Source organism: Demequina sp. NBRC 110055, from assembly GCF_002090135.1.
Taxonomy (GTDB): Bacteria; Actinomycetota; Actinomycetes; order Actinomycetales; family Demequinaceae; genus Demequina.
In genome coordinates, this window is record NZ_BBRL01000004.1 from 177097 (window position 1) to 203581 (window position 26485).

The window sequence follows — 26485 nt, forward strand, 5'->3', positions numbered from 1 at the left end:
AGGGCAGGCGGCCATGCCGTCCCATCGCCGACGGCGTCGAACCGCATTCGTGCATCTGAACAGCACTTCACGCCGTACACCGGAGGCCGTGATGTCCTCGATGTCGACCAGCCGCGACGCCGCTACCCGGCAACGCCTCGCGGGCCAGTCCCCCGTCATGATCCTCATCGTGCTCGTCAGCACCATCGGGATCCTCGTCTACTCCCTGTTTTTGCTCGATCCCGCCCATCGTGGCGACATGATCCCGTGGCTCATGGTCATCGCTGCAGAGTCGGTCTTGGTGTTCCACGCGCTCCTCGCGATGTGGACCATCCTGTCCGGCGGTCAGGACCCCAGGTCCTTCGCCTACCACCACACGCGGGACACCCTTTACGGCCCCTCACCCGAGGGCGATCCGCGCCAGTGGCCCCTCATCGTGGCCGGTCGGCGGCTGACCGTCGACGTGTTCATCACGGTCTACGGCGAGGACGTGGACGTGATCCGACGCACGGCTGAGGCCGCGATCGCTATCCGCGGCCGCCACCGCACCTGGATTCTGGACGACGGCCGCTCGGATGAGGTGCGAGACATGGCCGCCCAGATCGGCGCACGTTACGTGCGCAGGCTGAGTTCGGGGGGCGCCAAGGCCGGCAACGTCAACCATGCGCTCACGATCGCCAAGGGCGACTGTTTCGCGATCTTCGACGCCGACTTTGTGCCCGATCCCGCCTTTCTCGAGGAGACCGTGCCGTTCATGGTGGACGAGCAGGTCGCGTTCGTGCAGACGCCCCAGGCGTACGGCAATCTGCACACGACCGTCGCCCGCGGCGCGGCCTACATGCAGGCCGTCTTCTACCGCTTCATCCAGCCCGGCCGCAATCGCTTCAACGCGGCCTTCTGCGTGGGCACCAACGTGCTCTTCAGGCGCGAGGCCATCGACGATGTGGGCGGCATCTGCACGGACTCCAAGTCCGAGGACGTGTGGACCAGCCTCCACCTCCACGAACGGGGCTGGCGTTCGGTATTCATCCCCGAGGTGCTCGCGGTTGGCGAGGCGCCGGAGACCATCGAGGCCTACTCGAAGCAGCAACTGCGGTGGGCCACCGGCGGGTTCGAGATCCTCCTCACCCACTTGCCGCTCGCCAGCCGCAAGCTCACCGTCGATCAGCGGGTGCAGTACTTCGTCACGGCGACGTTCTACCTCACCGGGATCTGCCCCCTCCTCCTCATCCTCGTGCCGCCGCTCGAGATCTACTTCGACCTCAGGCCCATGAACCTCTCCATCACCGTGGTGACCTGGTTCCTGTACTACGCGGGGTTCTACCTCATGCAGGTGTTGCTGGCCTGGTACACCCTGGGGTCGTTCCGCTGGGAGACCCTCACCCTCGCGACCGTCTCCTTCCCGATCTACACCAAGGCGTTCGTGAACGCCTTCACGGGACGCGACGTGGGATGGCAGTCGACCGGCACGGCCAAGGGCCACTCGCCCTACAACTTCGTCATCCCGCAGATCCTGTTCTTCCTGTTCCTGGCCCTCACGTCGGCGGTCGCCGTCTGGCGTGACGTCGACAACGGCGTGTTTACCCTCGCGACCGCCTGGAACGTCACCAACACCGTGATTCTCGGCGCCTTCGTGTGGACCGCCCACCGGGAGGCGCGCGCCCTGCGACGAGGTCCGACCGCCGTCCCCGCGCCCGTGCCCGCGCCAGCCACCCGGCACGCGGCCGAGCCGCGCATCGTCGTCGCCCGTCCGCCCGCTGCCATCGCGGCCCGCGTCGAGCCGCAGCGGGAACCCGCGCCGCCGCGACGCACCCGTCGAAAGGAGCTCGTGCCATGACCTGGGCCAATCGCTTCAAGTTGCTGGTAGGCATCCTCGCGGTGCTGATCGTCGTGGCCGCGGCCACCCTCCTGTTCAACCAACGGCGCACCGAGGTCGCCAGCACGTCGGGCGCGATCAACGCCGCAGAACTCGCCGTCGGCACCGACTACGGAGGCATCGTCACCGAGTCCTACGTGGACCGCGGCGACCGCGTCGACGCCGGCGACGAGCTGTTCCTCGTCACGAGCCTGAGGCTCGAGCAGGACGTCTCCACAGGCGTGGTCTCCGCCGCGAGCGCGGACATCCAGGAGGACGGCAGCGTGCTCCTGCGCGCCGGCACCCACGGCGTGGTCTCCGCCATCGACATCACCGAGGGCTCGTACGCGGGGCCCGGCTCCGTCCTCGCGACCATCGATGAGGCGGGCACCCTGTTCGCCGACCTTGAGTTCGTGCTCACCCCGCGCGACTTCGGGCTCGTCGAGCCTGGCGCCGTGGTGGAACTGCGCCTGCCCGACGAACGGGTCCTGGCCGGCACCGTCACCGACATGACCGTGGAAACCATCGACGGTGCGGCACACGTCAGCATGCGCGTGGACTCCGACGCGCTGGACGCCGAACCCGGGGGACTGATCCAGGCGGGCACCCCCCTCGAAGCGACGCTGCATCTCCGTGACGACGGCCCGCTGGCGGGTGTCGAGGACGCCGTACGGGACTTCGCCGACCGCATCGGCCTGCTGTAGGAATCCGCGTCCGTGGCGGGCGAATCTGAGAGAGTGCCGCTCGACTCTGTGAACGGGCGGTGCCTACGTTGGCCAGACCGGAAGGACCGTCCTTCCCGACCCGCGCAGGGCGCCTCCACGCGCCACCGCCGACGTTGTCGACAGTGCCCCAGGCACGGACCGTCCGGCCTGTCGCGCTTCCCCCTCCCGCCCCGTGGCGGCCGCGTCCCCGCATGCCGCACGTGACCAAGGAGAGCACTGATGTCCGCACCCACGTCCCCCTTTGCCCCCGCGCCTGCACGGCGCTCCCTGCCCGATATCGAACCGGGCACGACCCCCAGCCCCCTCATGTTCCTCACCGTGGGCGCCGCCGCGATCGGCACCCTCGCCTACGCGGCGTTCCTTCTCAACCCCGCCCACCGGGGTGATTGGCTTCCCTACGGCATGGTCCTCGTGGCCGAGTTCGTTCTCGTCGCCCAGGCCTTTGTCGCGATGTGGACCATCCTGTCCGGCGGCCACAACCCCCGCGACTTCGCGTATTACCACGCGAAGGACCACCTCTATGGTCCCGACGGCGCTGTCGACGGCGACCCCCGCGAGCGCCGGCTCCATGTGGACGGCCGCCCCGTCGACATCGACGTTCTCATCACCACGTGCGGCGAGGACCCCGAGGTGATCAGGCGTACCGTGCGCGCGGCGGTGAACATTCACGGCCTGCACCGCACCTGGGTACTCGACGATGGCCGGTCCGACGCCGTCCAGGCGCTCGCCGCCGAGGAGGGCGCCCGGTACGTGCGCCGCCTCACATCCGGAGGCGCCAAGGCGGGCAACGTCAATCACGCCCTCACCCTTGCCAAAGGCGACTTCTTTGTGATCCTCGACGCCGACTTCGTCCCCCGCCCCCACCTCCTCGAGCAGTCCGTGCCGTTCTTTCACGACCCTCGGCTCGCCTTTGTCCAGTCGCCGCAGAGCTACGACAACCTCCGCACCCCCATCGCGCGTGGCGCGGGCTACATGCAGGCGGTTTTCTACCGTTTCATCCAGCCGGGACGCAATCGCTACAACGCCGCCTTCTGCGTGGGCACCAACGTCATCTTCCGGCGCGCGGCGATCGATGACATCGACGGGATGTCCACGGACTCGAAGTCGGAGGACGTGTGGACGTCCCTGCGTTTGCACGAAGCCGGCTGGCGATCGCTGTTCATCCCCGACGTCCTCGCCGTGGGCGAGGCGCCCGAGACCATCGAGGCCTACTCGAAGCAGCAGTTGCGTTGGGCCACCGGTGGCTTCGAAATCCTCCTCACCCGCAACCCGCTGAGCCGCCGCGTGCGCCTCACCGGGGAGCAACGCCTGCAGTACCTCGTGACGGCGACGTTCTACCTCACCGGCATCGCGCCCCTGATCCTGTTGCTGTTGCCACCCCTCGAGATCTACCTCGACCTGCGGCCGGTGACCATCACCACCACCGTGCTCACCTGGTTCCTGTACTACGCGGGCTTCTACGTGATGCAGATCCTGTTCGCCTGGTACACGATGGGCTCCTTCCGATGGGAAACCCTGACGCTTGCCGCTGTCTCCTTCCCGATCTACGTCAAGGCCTTCATGAACGCCCTGCGTCGCAAGGATGTGGGCTGGCAGGCAACGGGTACCGCGCGCTCCAGCTCGCCCTACAACTACGTCGTGCCGCAGATGCTGTTCTTCGTGTTTCTGCTGCTGACGTCGGCGGTGGGTGTCCTGCGCGACATCGAGGACGGCGGCGTGTCCCTCGCGACGGCCTGGTGCGTCACGAACACCCTGATCCTCGCGACGTTCCTGCGCGCCGCGCGGCGCGAGGCCCGCGGCGTGGGTGCCGATGCCCCTGCCGCTGCGATGACGCACGGCACCGAGCCCGTCCGGACGGTCGTCGCCCGGCCCGCTGAGCCCCACCACACCGGTGAACCCGCCCTCGCACGGGCGGCGTCACCGTGGACCCCCGCACCCGCAACGACCACCCATACCGGACGAATTACCTGGAGGGAGCTGTCATGACCTGGGCCAATCGCATCCGCTTCACGCTGGGACTGATCGTCGTCGTGGCGATCGTCGCGGCCCTTACCTTCGTGTACACCGAGCGCGAGTCAAGCGCCATGTCCGAGACGGCCACGTTCACGGCGACCGACCTGCCCATGGGCACCGACTATGGGGGGCGAGTCACCGCAACCATGGTCGAGGTTGGCGACACCGTCGTGGAGGGCGACCCCCTTCTCACTCTGGAGAGCCAAGACCGCGAGGACGAGCTTCAGCAGGCGGCCGATGCCGCGGAGACGGCCGCCGACCGTGCGGCGGAGGTCGCCTCCGGTCACGGCGCCACCGTCGCCGACAAGAACGAAGCCGACGAGCTGGCCGATGAGGCCGCCGAGGCCGCCGAGCTGGTCGACGACTCGTGGACGGTGACCGCCTCCGCGAGTGGCACCGTCGCTCAGCTTCCCGTGGGTCAGGGCGGCTACATCCCCGCAGGCGGCGCCGTGGCGACCGTCTACGAGGAGGGATCTCTCGGCGTGGAGGCGGAGCTCACCCTCAGCCCGCGCGACTACGACCGCCTCGAGGACGGCGCGGCCGCCACCATCCAACTGCCGGACCGCTCCGAGTTCACGGGAGAGGTCCACACCGTCGAGGCGACCACCGAGGACGGCAAGGCCCGTGCGGTGGTGACCGTGGCATCGGCCGCCTTGGACGATAGCGAGCCCACCGGACTCACCGCGCCAGGCACCCCGCTCGTCACGACCGTCGACCTTCGCGACGATGGTCCGCTGGCCGGTCTGCGTGACGCGGCGATGAACTTCCTTGCACGGATGGGGCTCACATGAGGTGGATGACCATGACCGCCATCGCCTGTGCGGGCGTCCTCGCACTCGCAGCGTGCGAGGACGCCGAGGAGACGACGGCTCCGGGCAGCGATGCCGTGGCGATGACCGCTGCACCGGAAGGCGCGGGCCTTCCCGAGCGAGAGCTCGCGCCCACCGGGTCCGCCCGCGTCGTCGAGGACCTGCCCGCACCCACGAACCGGTGGTACTCGGGCCTGGTGTTCGGGGATCAGTCGTACTCCGCGTTTGGGGATCCCCTGTCGCTCACGACCGTCGAGGGGGGCATGGCCGTGGGCCTTCCCCGCGTGCAGGCCTCGGCCGACCTCATCGCCGGCCCCGCCGCACGGGACGTGACGATGCAGGTCGACGGCGCCGAGGGGTTGCCGGTGGCCTCCGCCGCCGACCCCGTGGGCGCCACACTCGACTACCGTGACGGCGCCGGCTCCACGCTCGCGCAGGTGAGCTTCGCCAAGGGATGGCCCGCCATCGCCGTGACGGCCGCCTCCGACGTGTCCCTCACGCTCTCCGCGCCCGCGCGTCAGGACGACGAGTTCGCCGTGCTGGAGATCGGCGACACCACCTACGTCCTCGTGACGGACGGCGGGACGGTTGACGGCAGCGCACTGACGCTGCCGCAGGGCTCCACGGCCCAGCTTGCCGTGGTGCCCGACGACGGCGACCCCGCCGCCTTCGCCGCGGCGCTGGGAGAGCCGGTCGGCGCCACGGAGCTTGCCATGGGAGTGGGCGAGGATGGCGCCACGACCGCGGTGACCTATGCGGAATCGGGAACCGTGGTCGCCGTCCCGCACGACCGCGCCGAGGGGCTCGACTGTTCCCTGGGCAGCTACGAGACCATTCACGGCCCGCTGCTCGCGTGTGCGGCGGGCTCCGTGTCATGGGACGTGCCGCTGACCGCACCCACGATGGCGCTCGACCTCGGCGGCATCGGCTCCGAGCAGCGCTCGGCCATCGTCGCGGCGCTTCAGGAGGCCGCGGCAAGCACCCCGGAGTTCCCGGTGGACACCTACTTTGGCGGCAAGGCCCTGCACCGTCAGGCCATGCTCGTGTCGATCGCGGACCAGCTGGGAGAGGACGAGCTCGCGGACTCCCTCGCCGGCCCCCTCAATGACGCCCTCGCCGTGTGGACCGAGGCCGGTGGGTGCGAGTCACGGGACACCCAGTGCTTTGTCTACGACCCGGGTTTCCGTGGCGTGACCGGGATGGAGCCGTCGTTCGGATCGGAGGAATTCAACGACCACCACTTCCACTACGGCTACTTCCTGAACGCTGCGGCCGTGGCGGTGGGGCACGATCCCGCGCTGGCCGACACGATCGGTCCCGTCATCGATCAGCTCGCCGCGGATATCGCGAGCCCCACGGCCTCCGAGCGCTTCCCCCAGCTGCGGTCCTTCGACCCGGTCGCGGGGCACGCGTGGGCGTCCGGCATGTCGCCGTTCGGCGACGGCAACAACCAGGAGTCCAGTTCCGAGGCGGTGCTCGCGTGGAACGGGCTCGCCGCCTGGGCCGAGGCCCGTGGGGACGACGCGATGACCGAGACCGCCACCTGGCTCCTGTCCGCGGAGGCCGATGCCGCACTCACCCGGTGGGTCCGGCCCGACCTGTCGGAGTTTCCCGAATACGAGCACGACTTCGTCTCCCTCGAGTGGGGTGGCAAACGCGAGCATGCCACGTGGTTCTCCCCCGCCGAGGCCGCAAAGCTGGGCATCGAGCTGATCCCGATGGCGCCGGTGCAGCAGCACCTCGCCGCGATCGACGAGGACGACGCCCAGGTGATCCGCGACACCGTCGAAGGCGCTCGGGCCGATGCCGGCGAGGCCGGCTTCGGCGACTACCTCCTCATGTACCTCGCTCTGGCCGGCCAGGACGATGCCGGCGCCGCGTGGGAGGAGGCCGTCGCGTTGCCTGACGAGGCGATCGACGGCGGCAACTCGCGAGCTGCCATGCTCGCGTTCATCGCGGCGCAGATGCCATGACCGCGGACTGACCACCGAACGCGGTGGTGCCAGCGGCAACGCCGCTGGCACCACCCTGCGGCGACGCTTCGTGACTGGTCCGCAGGCGCATCGGCCGGTGGTTGACTGATCCCCGTGACCTCTTCACGCTCCGGCCTCGCGTATGGCGCGGGCGCCTACCTCATGTGGGGCCTGTTCCCGCTGCTCATGGCGGCGCTCGAGCCCGCCGGTGCCATCGAGATCACCGCTCATCGCGCCGTGTGGTCACTGGTGGTGTGTCTCGCCATCGTTGCCGTGGTGCGAGGCTGGCGTCCTCTACGCGAGGTGCTCGCCAACCGGCGGGCGTTCCTGACCCTCGCGGCTGCCGCCATTGTGGTCGCCGTCAACTGGCTGATCTACGTGTACGCCGTCGTGACCGACCACGTGAATTCCGCATCGCTGGGGTACTACATCAACCCGCTCTTCACCGTGCTGCTGGGAGTCGTGTTCCTGGGCGAGCGACTGAGGCGCATGCAGATTGTCGCGCTCGCCATCGCGGCCGTCGCGGTGCTCGTCATTGGGTTCGGCCTGGGCGAGTTCCCGTGGATCTCGCTCGTCCTGGCGGGCTCGTTCGGCCTGTACGGGCTGATCAAGAAGCGCGTCGGCACCTCCGTCGACGCGGTGACGGGCCTCACGGTCGAGACGCTGGTCCTCGCGCCCGTGGGCCTCATCGCGATTCTCGTCATGGGCTCGACCGGCACCTTTGGGGACCGCGGTGAGCCCGGTCTAGGCATCGGCCACGACCTGCTGCTGATGTCGACCGGCATCTTCACCGCCGGAGCGCTGCTGCTGTTCGCCGCGGGCTCGCGGCGACTGCCGCTGTTCGTCATGGGGCTGCTGCAATACATCGCGCCCACCATGATGTTCATCCTTGCCGTGTGGCACTTCGGGGAGCCGATGCCGCCGTCGCGCTGGGCGGGATTTGTGCTGGTGTGGGTCGCGCTTGTGGTGATCAGCGTCGACGCGTGGCGGGCTCGTCCTCGCCGCGGTGTGGCCCAGGTGGAGGCGGCGGAGCCCGTCTGAATCGGTTTGGCCCACACCTGTGACAGAAGTGACCAATGTCGCTGATGAGACACCGTGCGCTGTCACACGAGATAACATCCGTCACAGGTGTGGGCTCAACCGACACGTGTCCCGGGTGTGTCGGCTCACACTGTCGCCGGGGCGGGTGCTAGGAGGCGCGGGCCACGAGGGCGTCGGCGAAGGCGTTGAACGCGGCCTTGACCTGGCCATCGGGAAGCGACGCGACCGATTCCTCGGCGCGCACGGCCCACTCGCGGGCCTTGGCGCTCGTCTCGTCGACCACGGGGTGGTTCGCCAAGCGGGCAACCACGTCGGCCAGCACCGCGTCGTCCGACAGGTCGCCGTCGATGTCGGCGAGCAGCTGGCGCTCCTCGTCGGTGCCGCCGGCGGCCACGCGGGCACGCAGCAGCAGCACGGGCATGGTGGGCACGCCCTCACGCAGGTCGGTGCCTGGCGTCTTGCCGGTGGTGGCGGCGTCCGAACGTAGGTCGATCACGTCATCGGCCAACTGGAACGCCACGCCGGCGAGCTCGCCGTAGCGCGTGACCTGATCCACGACCTGCGGCGTGCAGCCCGCCATGAGGGCGCCGAACCGGGCCGAGGTCGCGATCAGCGACCCCGTCTTGTCGGCGAGCACCTGGATGTAGTGCGCGACGGCATCCTGGCCCTCGTCGGGGCCGACGGTCTCGTGCAGCTGGCCCAGGCACAGGCGCTCGAACGTCGCCGCCTGGAGCCGGACGGCCTCCGGTCCCAGCCCTGCTACCACACGCGACGCCCGGGCGAACAGCAGGTCGCCGGTGAGGATCGCGACCGAGTTGCCCCACACCTCGTGCGCCGACGGGGCGCCGCGACGGGTGGGAGCGGAGTCCATGACGTCGTCGTGGTACAGCGTCGCAAGGTGCGTGAGCTCGACCACGACCGCGGCCTCGACGACCTCGGGCCGGGCGCCGTCACCGAGCTGCGCGGCGAGCAGCGTGAGCATGGGACGCAGGCGCTTGCCGCCGGCATTCACCAGGTGCTTCGACGTGGCATCGGCGAGCGAGTCTGACTGCGCGACGGCGTCGCGCAGGCGCTCCTCGACGAGCTCGAGGCGAGGCAGCAGCCTCTCCTCGAGCTCGGCGTCACCGATCGGCAGCGAGGTCATCGGATCAGCCAGCGTTGACCAGCAGCACCGACGCGTCGGCGAACAGGTCGAGCACACCGGCGGGCAGGATGCCGAGGATCAGGATGGCGACGGCGGTCACGTAGATGACCGTGCGCGTGAGGGCCGAGTCCTCGATAGCGATGACCTCCTCGGCACCCTCGGGGGCGTCGGTGAAGAACATCAGCACGATGAGGCGCACATAGAAGAACGCAGCCACGGCCGAGGCCAGGACGGCAATCAGCACGAGGACCCAGGCGCCGCCAGCGACGGCCGCAGAGAACGCCTCAAACTTTCCGATGAAGCCCGCGGTGAGCGGGATACCGGCGAAAGACAGGAGGAACAGCGCCATCGAGCCGGCGAGCAGGGGCGAACGCTTGCCCAGGCCAGCCCACTGGCCCAGGCGCACGGCCTCGGCACCCACGCCGCCGTCCTCGGCGCGCTCACGCACCTGCGAGACCACGGCGAAGGCACCGATGGTGCCCAGGCCGTAGGCGAGCAGGTAGAACGGCAGCGCGGTGAGCGCCTCGCCCTCGAGACCCGCGAAGGCCACCAGGATGAAGCCGGCGTGTGCGACGGCCGAGTAGGCGAGCATGCGCTTGATGTCGGTCTGGACGAGCGCGACCACGGTGCCGAGCACCATCGACGCGATCGCGACGGCCCAGATCAGCCACGACAGTTCCCACTCGAGCGGGGCGAACGCCACGAACATGACACGCACCAGCGCGGCGGTCGCGGCGGCCTTCGTCGCCGCACCCATGAACGCGGTGAGCGGGGTGGGCGCACCCTGGTAGGCGTCGGGCACCCAGGAGTGGAACGGCACGGCGCCGATCTTGAACATGAGGCCCACGACGACCATGACGGCGCCCGCGAGCAGGATGGGGTCGGCGTCCGCGATCATCGTCGCGCCGCGACCGATCATGTCGAGGTTCGTGACCGTGGTGGCGCCGTAGACCAGCGCCACACCGAAGATGAAGATCGCCGAGGAGAACGCGCCGAGCAGGAAGTACTTCAGCGCGGCCTCGTGCGACAGGAACCGACGTCGGCGCGACAGCGCCACCATGATGTACAGCGGCAGCGAGAACACCTCAAGGGCAACGAACAGGAACACCAGGTCCGTCACGCACGTGAACAGCATCATGCCGCCCACCGCAAACAACGCGAGCGGGTAGACCTCGGTGACCGCGAGGCCCGCGCGGCGCGCGAGCTTCTCCTCGAGCGAACCGGGCGTGCTCGCACCCAACTCTGTAAACGCTCCGCCGCCGTCACGCGAGGCGAACAGCAGCATGGCGAGGATGCCAAAGACCAGGAGGATGGACATCCAGGCGAGCGCCTGGCGGTCCACGGTCAGCATGCCCGCCATCGCGACGGTGCCGGCGCCCTCGAGGGTCGCCCACTGGGCGATGACCACGCCGAGCGCGGCCGCAAGGGCCACGACCGCGAGGCCCAGCTGGACCGTGCGGCGGGTGGCGGGCGACTTCACGAACGCCTCGATGAGGATGCCCACCGCGGCGGCGCCGAGCACGATGATGATGGGCGTCAGCGCCGCCCAGTCGATCGTGGGGGTCACGAAGTTCACGCGTCGGCCTCCTCGAGGGTGACGTGCGCGACGACGTCAGCAGACGGCTCGCGCAGATAGTCGATCGCGATGCCCGGCACGAAGCCCAGCAGCAGCATGAGGCCCACCAGGGGCCATGCCACGAGCTTCTCGCGCAGGCTGAGGTCGCGGGTCGTCGCCGGGGTCTCGGCAGGAACGCCGCCGGTGAAGACCTTCTTGTAGGTCAGCAGGATGTACAGCGCGGCCAGCACCACCGAGACCGCGGAGATGATGACGGCGACGGAGGCGACCGGGTAGGCGCCCACGAGGACCATAATCTCCGAGACGAACGGCGACAGGCCGGGCAGCGACAGGGCCGACAGGCCCACCACGAGGAACGTGCCGGCGAACACCGGGACGATGCGCTGGAGACCGCCGTACGCGTCGACGTCTGCGGTGCCCGTGCGGGAGATCAGGAAGCCCACCAGCAGGAACAACGCGCCGGTCGACAGTCCGTGGTTGAACATGTACAGCGCCGCGCCCTCGACCGAGGTGGCCTGGAACGCGAAGATGCCGAGGACCATGATGCCGAAGTGGCTTACCGACGTGAATGCGACCAGGCGGAGCATGTCCTTCTGGCCGATCGCCAGGAGGGCGCCGTAGATCACCGAGATCACGGCGAGCACGATGATCGCCGGGGCGGCCCACTGGGCGGCCTCGGGGAACAGCGCTAGGCACAGCGTGATCATGCCGAACGTGCCGATCTTGTCGAGCACGGCGACCAGCAGCGCGGTGGTGCCCGCGCGGGCCTCCTCCGCGACCGTCGGAAGCCACGTGTGCACGGGCACCATCGGCGCCTTGATCGCGAACGCCAGGAAGAACGCCACGAACATCAGGCGCTCCTGGGCCGTGGTGAGGTCGAGCGTGCCGGTCAGGTTGTCCGTCAGGAACGCCTGCTCCCCGCCGGGACCGGCGAAGTACAGCGCGACCACGGCGACGAGCATGATCAATCCGCCGACCAGCGAGTACAGCAGGAACTTCACCGCGGCGTAGCGACGCTGGGCGCCGCCGAACGACCCGATGAGGAAGTACATCGGGATCAGCATTGCCTCGAACAGCACGTAGAAGAGGAAGACGTCGCGGGCGGCGAAGATGCCGACCATGAACGCCTGGCTCAGCAAGATCAGTGCGAGGTAGTGGCGGCGACGCGCGGGGATCTTGTCCTCACGCCATGCCGCGAGGATCGCGAGCGGCACCAGGATCACGGACAGGGCCACCATCAGGAGGCCGATGCCGTTGACCCCGAGCGCCCAGCTCGCGCCGATCTGGGGGATCCAGGCATAGGTCTCGGAGAACTGGAAGGCGCCGGCGTCACCCTTGTCGAACTGCAGCGCCATGATGACGAACAGCACAGCCTCGACGACGGTGATACCGAGCGCGATCTCGCGCACACGCGTCAGCGCCGACGACGGCAGCGCCCACAGCAGGGCGGCACCGATCGCGGGAAGCGCGACGAGAACGGTCAGGAATGGGAACACGGTTTACAGACCCCCCACCACGATGACGGCGACGACGATGACCAGTCCGACGAGCATGGTGGCTGCGTAGGAGCGCACCTGTCCGTTCTGGACCTTGCGGGAAGCCTCGCCGATCGAGGCCCAGCCGCGGGCCTGCTTGTTGACGGCACCGTCGACGATCGCCGCATCGGCGTAGACGAGGGTGCGAGTGACGTGCTGGCCGGGGCGCTGGAAGACCGCGCGGTTGACCGAGTCCTGGAAGAAGTCGTTGCGAGCCGTAATGGTCGCGAGCGAGCCCGCGGGGGCCTCCTCGGCGACCTCGGCACGGCCGTACTTGAGCCACGCGAACACGGCACCCGCGGCGACCAGGATGAGCGTCGCGGCCATGATGACCGGCACCGGCAGGACGGGCTCGTGATGTTCGACGTGCCCGGTGACGGGCTCGAGGAAGTGCGAGAACCGATCGCCGACCGCGAGGAACAGGCCCAGGAAGGCCGAGCCGACCGCGAGGATGATCATCGGCACGGTCATGAGCGCGGGGCTTTCGTGCGGGTGCACCTCATCGGTCCAGCGGGCCTTGCCGTGGAAGGTCATGAAGAACAGACGCGACATGTAGAAGGCCGTGAGGCCGGCGCCGATCAGCGCGGTGAGGCCGAAGACCCACGGCTGCCACCCCTCGCCCACGAACGCGGACTCGATGATCTTGTCCTTGGACCAGAAGCCCGAGAAGGGCGGGACACCGAGAATCGCGAGCCAACCCAGGCCGAACGTGACCCAGGTGACGACCATGGCGCCCTTGAGGGCACCGAAGCGGCGCATGTCGACTTGGTCGTTCATGGCGTGCATCACGGAGCCGGCGCCGAGGAACATGCCGGCCTTGAAGAAGCCGTGCGTGACCAGGTGGAAGATCGCGAAGGCGTAGCCGATGGGGCCGAGACCCGCGGCGAGCATCATGTAGCCGATCTGCGACATGGTCGAGGCGGCCAGCGCCTTCTTGATGTCGTCCTTCGCCATACCGATGAGCGCACCGAGCGTCAGCGTGATCGCGCCGACGATCGCCACGACCACCTGCGCGTCGGGGGCGCCGTTGAAGATGGGCGCCGAGCGCACGATCAGGTAGACGCCAGCGGTGACCATCGTGGCCGCGTGGATGAGGGCCGAGACGGGCGTGGGGCCCGCCATGGCGTCGCCCAGCCAGGACTGCAGCGGGAACTGTGCGGACTTACCGCAGGCCGCGAGCAGCAGCGCGAGGCCGATTGCCGTGAGCGTGGTGGTCGACGCGTTGCCGGCCAGTTGACCCACGGTGGCGAAGTCCAGCGCACCGAACGTGGTGAACATGATGCCCATCGCGATGATGAGGCCGATGTCGCCGATGCGGTTGACCACGAACGCCTTGTTCGCGGCGGTCGCGTACTCGGGCTTGTGGTTCCAGAAGCCAATCAGCAGATACGAGGCGAGGCCCACGCCCTCCCAGCCGACGAACAGCAGCAGGTACGAGTCCGCGAGGACCAGCAGCAGCATGGCCGCGACGAACAGGTTGAGGTAGGCGAAGAAACGGCGGCGGTCCTTGTCGTGCTCCATGTAGGCCACGGAGTACACGTGGATCAGCGTTCCCACGAACGTGATGAGGAGCACGAACGTGATCGACAGCGGATCCGCGAGCAGACCCACGTCGACCTGCAGGTCGGAGCCGGGGATGAACGTGTAGAGCGTGGTGTCGAGGGCGCGCTCCTCGGCGGGCTTGCCGAGCATCTCGATGAGCGCGAAGAAGCCGACGAGGAACGCGGCGCCTGAGGCGGCGACGCCTACCCAGTGGCCCCACGCATCGGCCCTACGCCCCGCGAGGAGCAGCACGGCCGCGCTCGCCAGTGGCAGCGCAATCGCGAGCCAGATCAGTGACTGCATTGGTTGCTTATCCCTTCAGCTCTGCCGGCTCGTCGAGCGAGATGGACTGGCGGGCACGGAAGACCGCGATGATGATCGCGAGACCCACCACCACCTCAGCGGCGGCGACGACCATGACGAAGAAGGCCATGATCTGACCGTTCAGCTCGCCGTGGATCCGGGAGAACGCCACGAGCGCGAGGTTCGCGGCGTTGAGCATGAGCTCGACGCCCATGAACGCCACGATCGCGTTGCGACGGAGGAGTACGGCGGCCGAGCCGATCGAGAACAGGATGGCCGCCAGGATGACGTAGTTCATGGGGTTCATCGGGACTCCCCCTTGCCCTGGCGCGGGTTGCGGTCGTGCGAGTCGCGCGGCGGCGCGTCGGAGGGCTGTGCGTCGTGGTCGGGGTTGTCGGCATCCGCGAGCTGGTGGCGGAACTCGGCACCCTCCTGCGTCTGGTGACGGATCTCGAGCACACGCGAGACGGAGTCCTCGATGGGCTTGCCCTCGGGGTCCAGCGCGGGCACGTCGAGCGCGTTGTGGCGCGCGTACACACCGGGCATCGGCTTGTTGACGGGGTCGGCGCCGGCCAGTATGCGGGCCTCGGCGAGCTCGACCTGCGAGTGCTTAGGTACCAAGCGCGGTACGTGCGTGAGGATCAGCGCACCGACGGCGGCCGTGATCAGCAGCGCGGCGAGGACCTCGATCACGAGCACGTAGTCGGAGAACAGCACCAGGGCGATCTCCTCGGGGTTGCCGTCCGTGAACTCGTCGGGCGAGTACAGGGTGACGCGGCCGATGACCGAGATCAGCAGCAGCGCGATGCCGCCGGCGCCGGCGAGGGCGATCCAGCGCTGGCCCTTGATGGTCTCCTTGAGCGACTCGCGCTGATCGACACCGACGAGCATGAGAACGAACAGGAACAGCATCATGACGGCGCCGGTGTAGACGACGATCTGGACGACGCCGAGGAACGGCGCGCCCAGGCCGACGTACGCGGCGGCCAGGCCGCACATCACCGTGACGATGCTCATCGCGATGTGTGCGCCCTTGCGGGCGAACAGCAACGACAGCGATCCGGTCACCGTGATGATGGCGACGATCCAGAAGAGGGCTTCATTCACCATGACTACATCCCACTCCCGAGGCCGCCCTTGACGCCCTGCATTGCGGTCTGGTGACGCGCCACGTTCGCGCTCGCATCCGAGTGCTCACCGCGACGGTGCTCGGGGTTCTCCTCACGCATGCCGCGGTTCTCGGGCAGCGTGGGGTCCTCGGGACGGTTCTCGCGCACCCACTCGGTCTGCTCCTCGACGACCTTCAGCACGTCGCCGCGGTAGTAGTCGTCGTCGACAGTGCCCGGCACCATCGGGTGCGGCGCGGCGAGCATCGCTTCACCCATGGGGGCCAGCAGGTCCTGCTTCTCGTAGATGAGACCCTCGCGGGTGGGGCCCGCGAGCTCGTACTCGTTGGTCATCGTGAGCGCACGCGTGGGGCACGCCTCGATGCACAAGCCGCAGAAGATGCAGCGCAGGTAGTTGATCTGGTAGACGCGGCCGTAGCGTTCACCGGGCGAGTACTGCTCGTCCGGGGTGTTCGAGTCGGCCTCGACGTAGATCGCGTCCGCGGGGCACGCCCACGCGCACAGCTCGCAGCCGATGCACTTCTCGAGACCGTCGGCATAGCGGTTGAGCTGGTGCCGGCCGTGGTAGCGCGGCATGGGCGCGACCTTCTTCTCCGGGTACTGCTCGGTGACGGTCGGCTTGAAGAAGTTGCGCATGGTGACGCCGAACCCGGCGACGGGCGCGAAGATCTTGCCGACGGGGCCGGCCTGGGGCAGGTTCGACTCGAACGGCTTGGCTTGGCCGTCGCGTTCGCGATTGACCTTCCAGACGTCGTCTGACTCAGTCATCGGCGCCTCCTTCCGGGGTACGGGTGGCGCTCGCCTCGACGGTGCGACCCGAGCGCGGCGAGGGGGGCAGGGTCTGGTGCGGCAGCGGCGGCACCGGGTAGCCGCCGGCGAACGCGTCGAGCACCTCGGGCTCGGGCTCTACAGCGGCGGCCTCCTTGGCTGCCTTGGTCTCCTTGGAATCGGAGATGAAGCTGATGACGGAGATCGTCAGCAGGATGCCGACCAGTCCGGCGACGGCGTCGTAGACGTTGAGGTCACGGCCCCACGAATCGAACGCCTGGCGGCCGACCGAGAAGAACACGACCCACGCGAGGCCCACGGGGATGAGGACCTTCCAGCCGAAGCGCATGAACTGGTCGTAGCGGAAGCGCAGCAGCGAACCACGGATCCACACGAACACGAACATCAGCAGCCAGATCTTCACGATCAGCCAGATGGGCGGGAAGATGCCGGAGTTGAGGAACTCGGCGCCGGCCCACGAGGCGGGCCACGGCGCGTGCCAGCCACCCAGGAACAGGGTGGCGGCCACGGCGGAGACGTTGACCATGTTCATGTACTCCGCGAGGAAGTACCAGGCGAACTTCATCGACGAGTACTCGGTCATGAAGCCGGCGACCAGCTCGCCCTCGGCCTCGGGCAGGTCGAAGGGGAGGCGGTTGGTCTCGCCGACCATCGAGATGACGTAGAGCACGAAGGCGGGGAACAGCGGCCAGGCCCACCAGCGGTCGGCCTGGGATTCCACGATGCCGGACGTCGACATGGTGCCGGACAGCAGGAACACGGTCACGAGCGACAGACCCATGGCGAGCTCGTAGGAGATCACCTGAGCGGTCGAGCGGACCGCACCCATGAGGGGGTAGACCGAGCCGGAGGCCCAGCCACCGAGGACGATGCCGTACACACCGAGGGCCGCGCACGCGAGAATGAACAGAATCGCGACGGGGAAGTCGGTCAGCTGCAGCGGCGTGTAGATGTCGGTGCCGGGGATGTGCGTGGTGGGACCGAACGGGATGACCGCGAAGATGAGGAACGCGCAGAACACCGAGATCGCCGGGGCGACGATGTAGAGCACCTTGTCCGCCGCGCGGACGGTGATGTCTTCCTTGGTCAGCAGCTTGGTGGCATCAGCCACCGACTGGAGCAATCCCAGCGGGCCCAGGCGGTTGGGGCCGGGGCGGCGCTGCAGGCGGCCGATCACGCGGCGCTCGAACCACACCGCGAACAGCACGCTGGTGAGCAAGAACACCAGGATGATGACGGCCTTGACGATGACCAACCAGATGGGGTCATTCGCCAGGGCCTCGGCGTTCGTCAGGTCCGCCGGGTCGACAGTCTCGAACGGGATCACGCCACTCCCCCCTTCACGGTGACGAGTGCGCCCGGCTCCACGCCGAGCTCCTGTGCCACCCACGAACCGGGCGACTTGGTCGGGACCCACACCACGCCATCGGCCATGCCGTCGGTCACGACGACCGGCACTTCAATGGCGCCGTAGGCCGAGGCCACGGTGACGACGCCGTCGGTGATGCCGGCGGCGGCAGCGGTGGCAGGGGCGATGCGGGCGACGGCCGTGCGGCCGGTGCCGGCGAGGTAGGGCTCGCCCTCCTGGAGCGATCCCGAGTCCACCAGCTGGTGCCACGACGCGAGGACGAGCGAGGCGCCTGCCTTCGCGTCGACCTTGGCCGCGTCCACCTTGGGGGCGTCGGGACGCTCACCCTTGGCGGCGGTGCCGAGCGCGGCGATCTGCGCGTAGACGTCCGCGACGGAGCCGGTGCGCAGGTCGGTGCCGAGCTCGCGGGCGAGCAGGTCGAGCACGCGGTGGTCGCCCATCGCGTCGGTCGGGATCGCGGTGGCGAAGCCACGCAGACGACCCTCCCAGTTCACAAAGGTGCCGGCCTTCTCGGACGGAGGAGCCACGGGCAGGACCACGTCGGCGTACTCGGCGACCTCGCCGCGGCGCACCTCGAGCGACAGCACGAAAGGCGTCCGCTCGAGGGCCTCGGCGAACGGACCGGTCACGTCGGACGGCGTCACGCCGCCCACGACGAGCGCGCCAACCTTGCCTGCCGCGGCATCGGCCACGATCGCGGCCGCGTCGCGCCCAGGTGAGCTGGGGACGGAGCCACCCCACGCATCGGCCACCGTCTGGACGGCCGATGCGCTCGTGACGCTACGTCCGCCGGGCAGCAGGCCGGGCAGAGCCCCGGCCTCGAGCGCTGCGCGCTCGCCCGCACGGCGGGGGATCCACGCGAGCTTGGCGCCGGTGCGCTTGGCCAAAGCCAGCGCCTGGGTGAGCGCGCCGGGCGAGCCGGCGAGGCGCTCGCCCACGACGATGACGGCGCCCTCGGCCTTGAGTGCCTCGGATGCGTCGGTCGAACCCTTCACGGCGGCCAGCGCCTTGCCCTCGCCACCGGGGGCGGTGGGGATCAGGGTCGCGGAGAGCTTCTCGGCGCCGCGCGTGAGGAACGGAGCGATGGTGAAGACCTGCTGGCGACCGAGCGACTTGCGCAGGCGCAGGAACACCACGCCGCCCTCGTCCTCGGGCTCGAATCCGGCCAGAAGCACGGCGGGGGCCTTCTCGAGCTCGGCGAAGGTCACGCCGAGGCCGGTGCCGGCGACGGTCGCACCGAGGAACGCCTGCTCCTCGTCGGACGCGATGCGGGTGCGCGCGTCGATGTCGTTGGTGCCGAGCGCGAGGCGGGCGAACTTCGAGTACGCGTAGGCGTCCTCGAGGGTCACGCGCGCTCCGGGCAGCACCGCGGCGCCCAGGGCCTCATCGCCGGTGGTGGCGGCCTTGAGCCCTGCGGCTGCGGCCGCGAGAGCATCGGGCCACGACGCCTCGTGCAGCTCGCCGTCCTCGCCGCGCACCAGCGGGCGGGTGATGCGGTCGGCAAGGTTCTGCCACGCGAACGCGAAGCGGTCCTTGTCGGTGATCCAGTCCTCGTTGACGACCATGTCCTGGTCGGCCAGGCGGCGCAGGATCTTGCCGCGGCGGTGGTCCACACGGATGGCCGAGCCCGACGAGTCGTGCTCGGAGATGCTCGGTGACGACACGAGGTCGAACGGACGCGAGCGGAAGCGGTAGGCGGCGGACGTCAGCGCGCCCACGGGGCAGATCTGGACGGTGTTGCCCGAGTAGTACGACGAGAAGGCCTTGCCGGACTCGTCCTCTGCGGCGACGCCGATGGGCTCGTAGCCATCGAAGTTCAGGACGTCCTCGTTGAACGTACCGATCTGCTGCATCGCGCCGCGGTTCTGCAGGTCGATGAACGCGTCGCCGGCGATCTCCTTGGAGAAGCGGGTGCAGCGCTGGCACAGCACGCAGCGTTCGCGGTCGAGGAGGATCTCGGAGCTGAGCGCCAACGGCTTCTCGAAGACGCGCTTGACGTCGATGAAGCGCGACTCGGTGCGGCCGTTGCTCATCGCCTGGTTCTGCAGGGGGCACTCGCCGCCCTTGTCGCAGATGGGGCAGTCCAGCGGGTGGTTGATGAGCAGCAGCTCCATCACACCCTTCTGGGCCTTGTCGGCGGCCTCGGAAGTGTGCTGGGTGTTGACCACCATGCCCTCCATGACCGTCATGGTGCACGAGGCCTGGGGCTTGGGGAACGGGCGGACGTTGCCCTCGCGGTCGGGGGCGGCGACGTCCACGAGACACTGGCGGCACGCGCCGGCGGGCTTGAGCGCCGGGTGGTCGCAGAAGCGCGGGATGTCGATGCCGACCTCTTCGGCCGCACGGATGATGAGCGTGCCCTTGGGAACGGTCACCTCCGTGCCGTCGATCGTCAGCGAGACGGTCTCGACGGCCGCGGCCTTCTCGGGGGTGGCGGTCATGCGTGGGCCTCCTCGATGGCCTTCGGCTCGTACGCGAACAGCGCGGACGCGGCGTGGTCGAACGGGCAGCCGCCCTCGACGTGTGCGTCGAACTCCTCGCGGAAGTACTTGATGGCCGACGAGATCGAGCTCGTCGCGCCGTCGCCCAGCGCGCAGAACGAGCGACCCAGGATCGAGTCGCACGTGTCGAGCAGCTGCTGGATGTCGGCCTCGGTGCCGCGACCGGCCTCGAGGCGCTTCAGGATCTGTGTGAGCCAGTAGGTGCCCTCGCGGCACGGCGTGCACTTGCCGCACGACTCGTGCTTGTAGAACTCCGTCCAGCGGGTCACGGCGCGCACCACGCAGGTGGTCTCGTCAAAGATCTGCAGGGCGCGCGTGCCGAGCATCGAGCCGGCGGCGCCGACGGACTCGTAGTCCAGCGGGGTGTCGAGGTGCTCATCGGTGAAGATGGGCGTCGACGATCCGCCGGGGGTCCAGAACTTCAGCTTCTTGCCGCCGCGCATGCCGCCGGCCATCTCGAGCAGCTCGCGCAGGGTGATGCCCAGCGGCGCCTCGTATTGGCCCGGACGCTCCACGTGGCCGGACAGCGAGAACAGGCCCATGCCCTTCGAGCGCTCGGTACCCATCGACGTAAACCACTCCACGCCGCGCTCGACGATCGCCGGCACGGAGGAGACGGACTCGACGTTGTTCACGACCGTGGGGCGGGCATAGAGGCCCGCGACCGCCGGGAACGGGGGCTTCAGGCGCGGCTGGCCGCGGCGGCCCTCGAGCGAGTCGAGCAGCGCGGTCTCCTCGCCACAGATGTAGGCGCCGGCACCCGCATGCACGGTGACGTCGAGGTCGAAGCCGCTGCCGTGGATGTCCTTGCCCAGGTGGCCGGCCTCGTAGGCCTCGCGCACGGCCTGCAGCAGGCGGCGGTACACGTGAGTGACCTCGCCGCGCAGGTAGATGAAGGCGTGGTTGCAGCCGATGGCGAAGGACGTGATCGCGACGCCCTCGATGAGGTTGTGCGGTGCGGACAACATGAACGGGATGTCCTTGCACGTGCCCGGCTCCGACTCGTCGGCGTTCACCACGAGGTAGCGGGGGCCGCCGTCGTCCGGAGGCAGGAAGCCCCACTTCATGCCGGTGGGGAAGCCTGCGCCGCCGCGGCCGCGCAGGCCGGAGTCCTTGACGGCCTGGATGAGGTCGCCGGGCGCCATGCCAAGCGCCTTCTTCAGCGCACCGTAGCCGCCGTGGTCCGTGTAGGTGTCGAGCGTCCAGGACTCCTTGGCGTCCCAGGTCGCCGACAGCACCGGTGTGAGGTCGGTCATCGCTTCTCCTCCCAGCCCTGCTCGCGCGCGACCTTGAGGCCCGCAAGCGTGGGGTCACCCACGCCCTGGTCCTCATTCGCACGGCCGTCCTCGAAGCCCGCGAGCACGCGCTCGGTCTCCTTGAAGGTACCGACCTTGTGCGAGCCACGCGTGGGCTTGACGTCGCGTCCCTCGAGAATGTCGTCCACGACGCGCAGTGCGCGGTCGGGCGTCATGTTGTCGAAGAACTCCCAGTTGACCATCATCACGGGGGCGTAGTCGCACGCCGCATTGCACTCGATGCGCTCGAGCGTGATCTTGCCATCCGCGGTGGTCTCGTCGTGACCGACGCCGGCCTTCTCGGACACCTGGCGCCAGATCTCGTCGCCGCCCATGATCGCGCACAGCGCGGTGGTGCACACGCCCACCTGGTACTCGCCGTTGGGGCGGCGCTTGTACTGGGTGTAGAAGGTCGCGACGGCGCTGACCTCGGCGCTGGTGAGTTCCACGGTCTTCGCGCAGAACGCGATGCCGTCGGGGCTCACGTAGCCGTCCACGGACTGCACGAGGTGCAGCAGCGGCAGCAGCGCGGAGCGCTTGACGGGGTAGCGCGAGACGATGTCCGCGGCGTCCGCTTCGAGCTGCGCGAGGGTCTCAGGGGTGTAGGTCATCGGTCCACGCCTCCCAGCACCATGTCGATCGACGCGATGGCGACCACGACATCGGCCATCTGGCCGCCCTGCGCCATGATCGACAGTGCCTGCAAGTTGTTGAATCCCGGGTCACGGAAGTGGGCGCGCCACGGCTTGGTGCCGCCGTCGGACACCAGGTGCACGCCGAGCAGTCCCTTGGGGCCCTCGATCGCCTGGTACACCTGGCCGGCGGGGACGTCGAAGCCCTCGGTCACCAGCTTGAAGTGGTGGATCAGCGCCTCCATGGACTCGCCCATGATGTGCTTGATGTGCTTGGGCGAGTTGCCCTGGCCGTCGCCGCCAATGGACAGCTGTGCGGGCCAGGCGATCTTCTTGTCCTCGACCATGACGGGGCCGTCGCCCATCTTCTCGAGACGGTCGGCACACTGCGCGACGATCTTGAGCGACTCGTAGCACTCCTCCATACGGATGACCATGCGCGACCACGCGTCGTTGTCCGTCGAGGTGGGGACCTGGAAGTCATAGGTCTCGTAGCCGCAGTACGGCTCGGCCTTACGCAGGTCATAGGGCAGGCCCGTCGAGCGCAGGATGGGACCGGTAATGCCCAGGGCCATGCAGGCCGACAGGTTCATGGTCGCGACGTTCTTGAGGCGCCCCTTGAGGATGGGGTTCTCCATCTGCAGGAGGGCGAGCTCGTCGAGCCCCTCCTTGACCTTGGGGATCATCGCGCGGATCATCTCGACGCCGCCCTCGGGCAGGCCCTGGGCCACGCCGCCGGGACGGACGTACGCGTTGTTGGTGCGCAGGCCGGAGATCGCCTCGATGACGCGGAAGGTCTCCTCGCGCGCCACGAATGCCGTGGTCATGATGGTCGTCGCACCCAGCTCGTTACCGCCGGTGCCGACGGCGACGAGGTGCGAGCCGATGCGGGTGAGCTCGGCCATGAGCACACGCAGCACGGAGGCGCGCTCGGGGATGTCGTCGGTGATGCCGAGCAGCTTCTCGATACCCAGGCAGTACGCGAGCTCCTGAGTCATGGAGGCCACGTAGTCCATGCGCGTGCAGAAGGTCACGCCCTGGGTCCAGGTGCGGAACTCCATGTTCTTCTCGATGCCCGTGTGGAGGTAGCCGATGCCGGCGCGGGCCTCCGTGACGATCTCGCCCTCGAGCTCGAGCATGACGCGCAGCACACCGTGGGTCGACGGGTGCTGGGGGCCCATGTTCATGACGATGCGCTGCTGGCCCAGGCGGGCGGCCTCGGCGGCCACCTCGGACCAGTCCGAGCCGTAGACGGTGTACTCGGGGACGTCGGGGTCCTCGACGAAGGGGCCGGTGGCCTTCGTGTCGGTGCTCATCGGTACTGCCTCCGCTCATCGGGCGAGGGAATCTCGGCGCCCTTGTACTCGACGGGGATGCCGCCGAGCGGATAGTCCTTGCGCTGCGGGTGGCCTACCCAGTCGTCGGGCATCTCGATGCGGGCGAGCGAGGGGTGGCCGTCGAAGATGATGCCGAAGAAGTCCCAGGTCTCGCGCTCGTGCCAGTTGTTCATCGGGTAGATCGACGTGATCGACGGGATGTGCGAGTCGCCGTCGGGGACGGCGACCTCGAGGCGCAGGCGTCGGTTGTGCGTGACCGACTGCATCGGGTAGACGGCGTGGAGCTCACGGCCGGTGTCCGCGGGGTAGTGGACGCCGGAGACTCCCAGGCACATCTCGAAGCGGAGGTCCTGGTCGTCGCGCAGGTGCTGCGCGACGGCGAGCAGGTGCTCACGAGCGATGTACAGCGTGAGCTCGCCGCGATCGACCACGACGTACTCGATCGCCTCATCGGCGTCGTCGCCCAGCAGCTCGCTGAGGACGTCGACGACGCCGTCAAACCATTCGCCGTAGGGGCGCTCCGAGGCGCCCGGCATCTGCACCTGCTGGACGAGCCCGTCGTAGCCGGACGTATCGCCCTTGGCGCCAAACATGCCCTCGCGGACGTTGATCAGCGTCAGCGGCGCGCGACCCTCGGGGGACGCGGGGCCGGTGACGGCGTCGAGGTTCTTGTCGTCGCTCACCGCAGCAGGCCCTTCATCTCGGAGGTGGGGGTCGCGGCGAGCGCGGCCGCCTCGGCCTTGCGCGCGATCTCCTTGCGGTGCGACAGCATCGGGTACTGCTTGACCTGCTCCTGGAGGGTGATGAGCGCGTTCAGCAGCATCTCGGGGCGCGGCGGGCAGCCCGGCAGATACACGTCCACGGGGACGACGTGGTCCACGCCGGGCACGATCGCGTAGTTGTTGAACATGCCGCCCGACGAGGCGCACACGCCCATCGAGATGACCCACTTGGGCTCGGGCATCTGGTCGTACACCTGGCGCACGATGGGCGCCATCTTCTGCGACACACGGCCGGCGACGATCATCATGTCGGCCTGACGCGGCGAGGCGCGGAACACCTCGGCGCCAAAGCGCGCGATGTCAAAGCGGGACGTACCGGTGCCCATCATCTCGATCGCGCAACAGGCGAGACCAAAGGTCGCGGGCCACAGCGAGCCGGCGCGCATGGCGCCCACGAACTTCTCGACGGTGCCCAGCAGGAACGGAGGTGCGCTGTCGTCATGTGCCATGTCAGATCACTCCCAGTCGAATCCGCCGCGTCGCCACTCGTACACGAACGGGATCGTGATGAGGACGAGGAACGTCATGGTGGCGATGAGGCCAAACCAGCCCAGCGCCTGGTGGGCGATGGCCCACGGGTAGAGGAACACCACCTCGATGTCGAACACGATGAAGCTCATCGCGACGAGGTAGTACTTAATCGGGATGCGCCCGCCGCCCGCGGCGCCGGGGGTGGGCTGCAGGCCCGACTCGTACTGGTCGAGCTTGGCCGAGTTGTAACGCTTGGGACCAATCAGGTTGCTGGCCATGAGGCCCGCCGCTGCCATGAGTCCCGCGATGACGATCATCACCACGATCGGCACATACGGATTCACTGGTCGACTCCCTTGCTTGTCTCGTCCTCGGCTCGCCGTGCGCGGCTCATGCGGCCGGCGCAATCTTTGTCAGTGTGGACAACAGCCTGTCGGCCCAGTCCCCGCCACGCGGCTCATAGACATCCGCGAGCAGTTTATGCGTAAACCTCATGATGACCGGACGAGGAAGCCCGTAGCGGGTGCACACCTTCATGACCTCGGGATGCGAGATCAGTTGGGCGAAGACCCGGCCCAGCGAGTAGTACCCGCCCAGGTCGTCCTTCATTCGTGTCGCGTAGCCCGCGAGCGCGGCCTCCTTGGCGGCGTCGGTTGTCGCCTCGCGCCAGGCCACCATCTGCTCGGTGGCGCGGCGGGCGGCCTGCATCGCGTACGCGATGCCTTCGCCGTTAAACGGGTTCACCATGCCGCCCGAGTCGCCGACCAGCATCATGCCGGGCACGTAGTGGGGCTGGCGGTTGAAGGCCATAGGAATGGCCGCGCCCTGCACCTTGGACACGGGGACGTCGGGGTCGATCTCCCAGCCCTCGATGCCGTTGCGAACCCAGCCGTCGAACAGCGCGCGGTGGTCGAGGCCCGAGGGCTGACCGTTGGGGCTGAGAGTGCCCAGGCCCACGTTGGCGGTGCCGTCACCGAGCGGGAAGATCCAGCCGTAGCCGGGCAGCAGGTTCGAGTTCCCGGGCTCGCCGTCCCAGATGGTGAGGTGGCCCTCCATCCACTCCTCGTCGTGGCGGGGGGTCTCGAAGTACGTGCGCACCGCCACGCCCATGGGCCGGTCGTCCTTGCGCTCCATGCCAAGGCCGAGGGCGATGCGCGCGGAGACGCCGTCGGCAGCGATAACGACCGGGGCCGTGTAGGTGACTTCGTCACCGACCTTGCGGCCCTTGTCATCGGTCTCGCGCGCGGTCACGCCGATGACCCGCCCGGTGCGCTCGTCGCGCACGGCGCCGGTGACGAACCAGCCCTCGCGGACATCGGCGCCTGCGGAGCGGGCGTGCTCGGCCAGCTTGTGGTCAAAGTTCGCGCGCGGCAGCGACAGGCCGTAGTTCGGGAACGACTCCTGCTCGTGCCAGGGGAACTCCAGGCGGTGGCCGCCGCCGACCATCCTCAGGCCCCAGTTGGGAATCCACCCCTCCTCGCGGGGGGTGGGCAGGCCGATCAGGTCGATCTCGCGCACGGCGCGGGGGGTGAGGCCGTCGCCGCAGACCTTCTCGCGCGGGAAGCGCGACTTCTCCAGGGCGATGACGTCGAAACCCTCGGATGCCAGGTAGTACGCGGCGGCGGAGCCTCCGGGCCCTGCGCCCACCACGATGACATCGGCTGTGGATTTCACGCACATAGCCTAC

Annotated in this window: 22 protein-coding genes; 6 read left to right on the top strand and 16 right to left on the bottom strand. The window is 68.7% G+C overall.

Annotation, left to right across the window (positions count from 1 at the left end; translation table 11 throughout):
* Nucleotides 1-91 precede the first annotated feature (91 nt).
* The 6 genes from B7K24_RS00900 (at nt 92) to rarD (ending at nt 8395) form a co-directional block, all read left to right on the top strand.
* Complete coding sequence (locus tag B7K24_RS00900; RefSeq protein WP_084127995.1) at nt 92-1816, top strand: glycosyltransferase; 1725 nt, start codon at nt 92-94, stop codon at nt 1814-1816.
* Entirely contained in the window at nt 1813-2538 is a 726-nt protein-coding gene (locus B7K24_RS00905; RefSeq protein ID WP_084127997.1) for an HlyD family efflux transporter periplasmic adaptor subunit, read from the top strand. Before B7K24_RS00900 ends, B7K24_RS00905 begins: the two co-directional genes overlap by 4 nt.
* Before the next feature lie 240 nt (nt 2539-2778).
* Nucleotides 2779-4545, top strand: a complete 1767-nt coding sequence (locus B7K24_RS00910) for a glycosyltransferase family 2 protein (protein ID WP_084127999.1) — start codon at nt 2779-2781, stop codon at nt 4543-4545.
* Nucleotides 4542-5363: an HlyD family efflux transporter periplasmic adaptor subunit gene (locus tag B7K24_RS00915; RefSeq protein WP_084128001.1), complete on the top strand. Its 822-nt coding sequence runs from the start codon at nt 4542-4544 to the stop codon at nt 5361-5363. The genes B7K24_RS00910 and B7K24_RS00915 overlap by 4 nt, the downstream gene beginning before the upstream one ends.
* Before the next feature lie 11 nt (nt 5364-5374).
* Nucleotides 5375-7354, top strand: coding sequence for a glycosyl hydrolase (locus tag B7K24_RS00920; RefSeq protein ID WP_159449091.1), 1980 nt, complete (start codon nt 5375-5377; stop codon nt 7352-7354).
* Between the two features lie 114 nt (nt 7355-7468).
* Nucleotides 7469-8395, top strand: coding sequence for an EamA family transporter RarD (rarD, locus tag B7K24_RS00925; protein ID WP_234986502.1), 927 nt, complete (start codon nt 7469-7471; stop codon nt 8393-8395).
* Nucleotides 8396-8543: 148 nt separating this feature from the next.
* Here the strand turns inward: rarD and B7K24_RS00930 are convergent, their stop codons facing one another.
* From B7K24_RS00930 to B7K24_RS01005, 16 genes are read right to left on the bottom strand one after another with little or no spacing between them, the layout of a single operon-like run.
* Nucleotides 8544-9539, bottom strand: coding sequence for a polyprenyl synthetase family protein (locus tag B7K24_RS00930; protein ID WP_084128004.1), 996 nt, complete (start codon nt 9537-9539; stop codon nt 8544-8546).
* Nucleotides 9540-9543: 4 nt separating this feature from the next.
* Nucleotides 9544-11115 carry an NADH-quinone oxidoreductase subunit NuoN gene (nuoN, locus tag B7K24_RS00935; RefSeq protein ID WP_084128006.1) on the bottom strand — a complete coding sequence of 524 codons (1572 nt, stop codon included), beginning with the start codon at nt 11113-11115 and terminating at the stop codon, nt 9544-9546.
* Nucleotides 11112-12611, bottom strand: coding sequence for an NADH-quinone oxidoreductase subunit M (locus B7K24_RS00940; protein ID WP_084128008.1), 1500 nt, complete (start codon nt 12609-12611; stop codon nt 11112-11114). Before B7K24_RS00940 ends, nuoN begins: the two co-directional genes overlap by 4 nt.
* 3 nt (nt 12612-12614) lie before the next feature.
* Nucleotides 12615-14495 (bottom strand): NADH-quinone oxidoreductase subunit L, encoded by a 1881-nt coding sequence (gene nuoL, locus B7K24_RS00945; RefSeq protein ID WP_084128010.1) that lies wholly within the window; start codon nt 14493-14495, stop codon nt 12615-12617.
* Nucleotides 14496-14502: 7 nt separating this feature from the next.
* Nucleotides 14503-14802, bottom strand: coding sequence for an NADH-quinone oxidoreductase subunit NuoK (gene nuoK / locus B7K24_RS00950; RefSeq protein WP_084128012.1), 300 nt, complete (start codon nt 14800-14802; stop codon nt 14503-14505).
* Nucleotides 14799-15605: an NADH-quinone oxidoreductase subunit J gene (locus tag B7K24_RS00955; protein ID WP_084128014.1), complete on the bottom strand. Its 807-nt coding sequence runs from the start codon at nt 15603-15605 to the stop codon at nt 14799-14801. Before B7K24_RS00955 ends, nuoK begins: the two co-directional genes overlap by 4 nt.
* 2 nt (nt 15606-15607) lie before the next feature.
* Nucleotides 15608-16390 carry an NADH-quinone oxidoreductase subunit NuoI gene (nuoI, locus tag B7K24_RS00960; protein WP_084128016.1) on the bottom strand — a complete coding sequence of 261 codons (783 nt, stop codon included), beginning with the start codon at nt 16388-16390 and terminating at the stop codon, nt 15608-15610.
* Nucleotides 16383-17705, bottom strand: a complete 1323-nt coding sequence (gene nuoH / locus B7K24_RS00965) for an NADH-quinone oxidoreductase subunit NuoH (protein WP_084129186.1) — start codon at nt 17703-17705, stop codon at nt 16383-16385. Before nuoH ends, nuoI begins: the two co-directional genes overlap by 8 nt.
* Nucleotides 17706-17734: 29 nt before the next feature.
* Nucleotides 17735-20221 carry an NADH-quinone oxidoreductase subunit G gene (locus tag B7K24_RS00970; protein ID WP_084128018.1) on the bottom strand — a complete coding sequence of 829 codons (2487 nt, stop codon included), beginning with the start codon at nt 20219-20221 and terminating at the stop codon, nt 17735-17737.
* Nucleotides 20218-21537 carry an NADH-quinone oxidoreductase subunit NuoF gene (gene nuoF, locus B7K24_RS00975; RefSeq protein ID WP_084128020.1) on the bottom strand — a complete coding sequence of 440 codons (1320 nt, stop codon included), beginning with the start codon at nt 21535-21537 and terminating at the stop codon, nt 20218-20220. Before nuoF ends, B7K24_RS00970 begins: the two co-directional genes overlap by 4 nt.
* On the bottom strand, nt 21534-22187 hold the full coding sequence (gene nuoE / locus B7K24_RS00980; protein ID WP_084128022.1) for an NADH-quinone oxidoreductase subunit NuoE: 654 nt from the start codon (nt 22185-22187) through the stop codon (nt 21534-21536). Before nuoE ends, nuoF begins: the two co-directional genes overlap by 4 nt.
* Nucleotides 22184-23524, bottom strand: coding sequence for an NADH-quinone oxidoreductase subunit D (locus B7K24_RS00985; RefSeq protein WP_084128024.1), 1341 nt, complete (start codon nt 23522-23524; stop codon nt 22184-22186). Before B7K24_RS00985 ends, nuoE begins: the two co-directional genes overlap by 4 nt.
* On the bottom strand, nt 23521-24228 hold the full coding sequence (locus B7K24_RS00990; protein ID WP_084128026.1) for an NADH-quinone oxidoreductase subunit C: 708 nt from the start codon (nt 24226-24228) through the stop codon (nt 23521-23523). Before B7K24_RS00990 ends, B7K24_RS00985 begins: the two co-directional genes overlap by 4 nt.
* Nucleotides 24225-24776 carry an NADH-quinone oxidoreductase subunit B gene (locus B7K24_RS00995; RefSeq protein WP_084101531.1) on the bottom strand — a complete coding sequence of 184 codons (552 nt, stop codon included), beginning with the start codon at nt 24774-24776 and terminating at the stop codon, nt 24225-24227. The genes B7K24_RS00990 and B7K24_RS00995 overlap by 4 nt, the downstream gene beginning before the upstream one ends.
* Before the next feature lie 6 nt (nt 24777-24782).
* Nucleotides 24783-25142 (bottom strand): NADH-quinone oxidoreductase subunit A, encoded by a 360-nt coding sequence (locus B7K24_RS01000; RefSeq protein ID WP_084101533.1) that lies wholly within the window; start codon nt 25140-25142, stop codon nt 24783-24785.
* A 46-nt stretch (nt 25143-25188) separates the two neighbouring features.
* Nucleotides 25189-26472, bottom strand: a complete 1284-nt coding sequence (locus B7K24_RS01005) for a geranylgeranyl reductase family protein (RefSeq protein ID WP_373994153.1) — start codon at nt 26470-26472, stop codon at nt 25189-25191.
* Between the last annotated feature and the right edge of the window lie 13 nt (nt 26473-26485).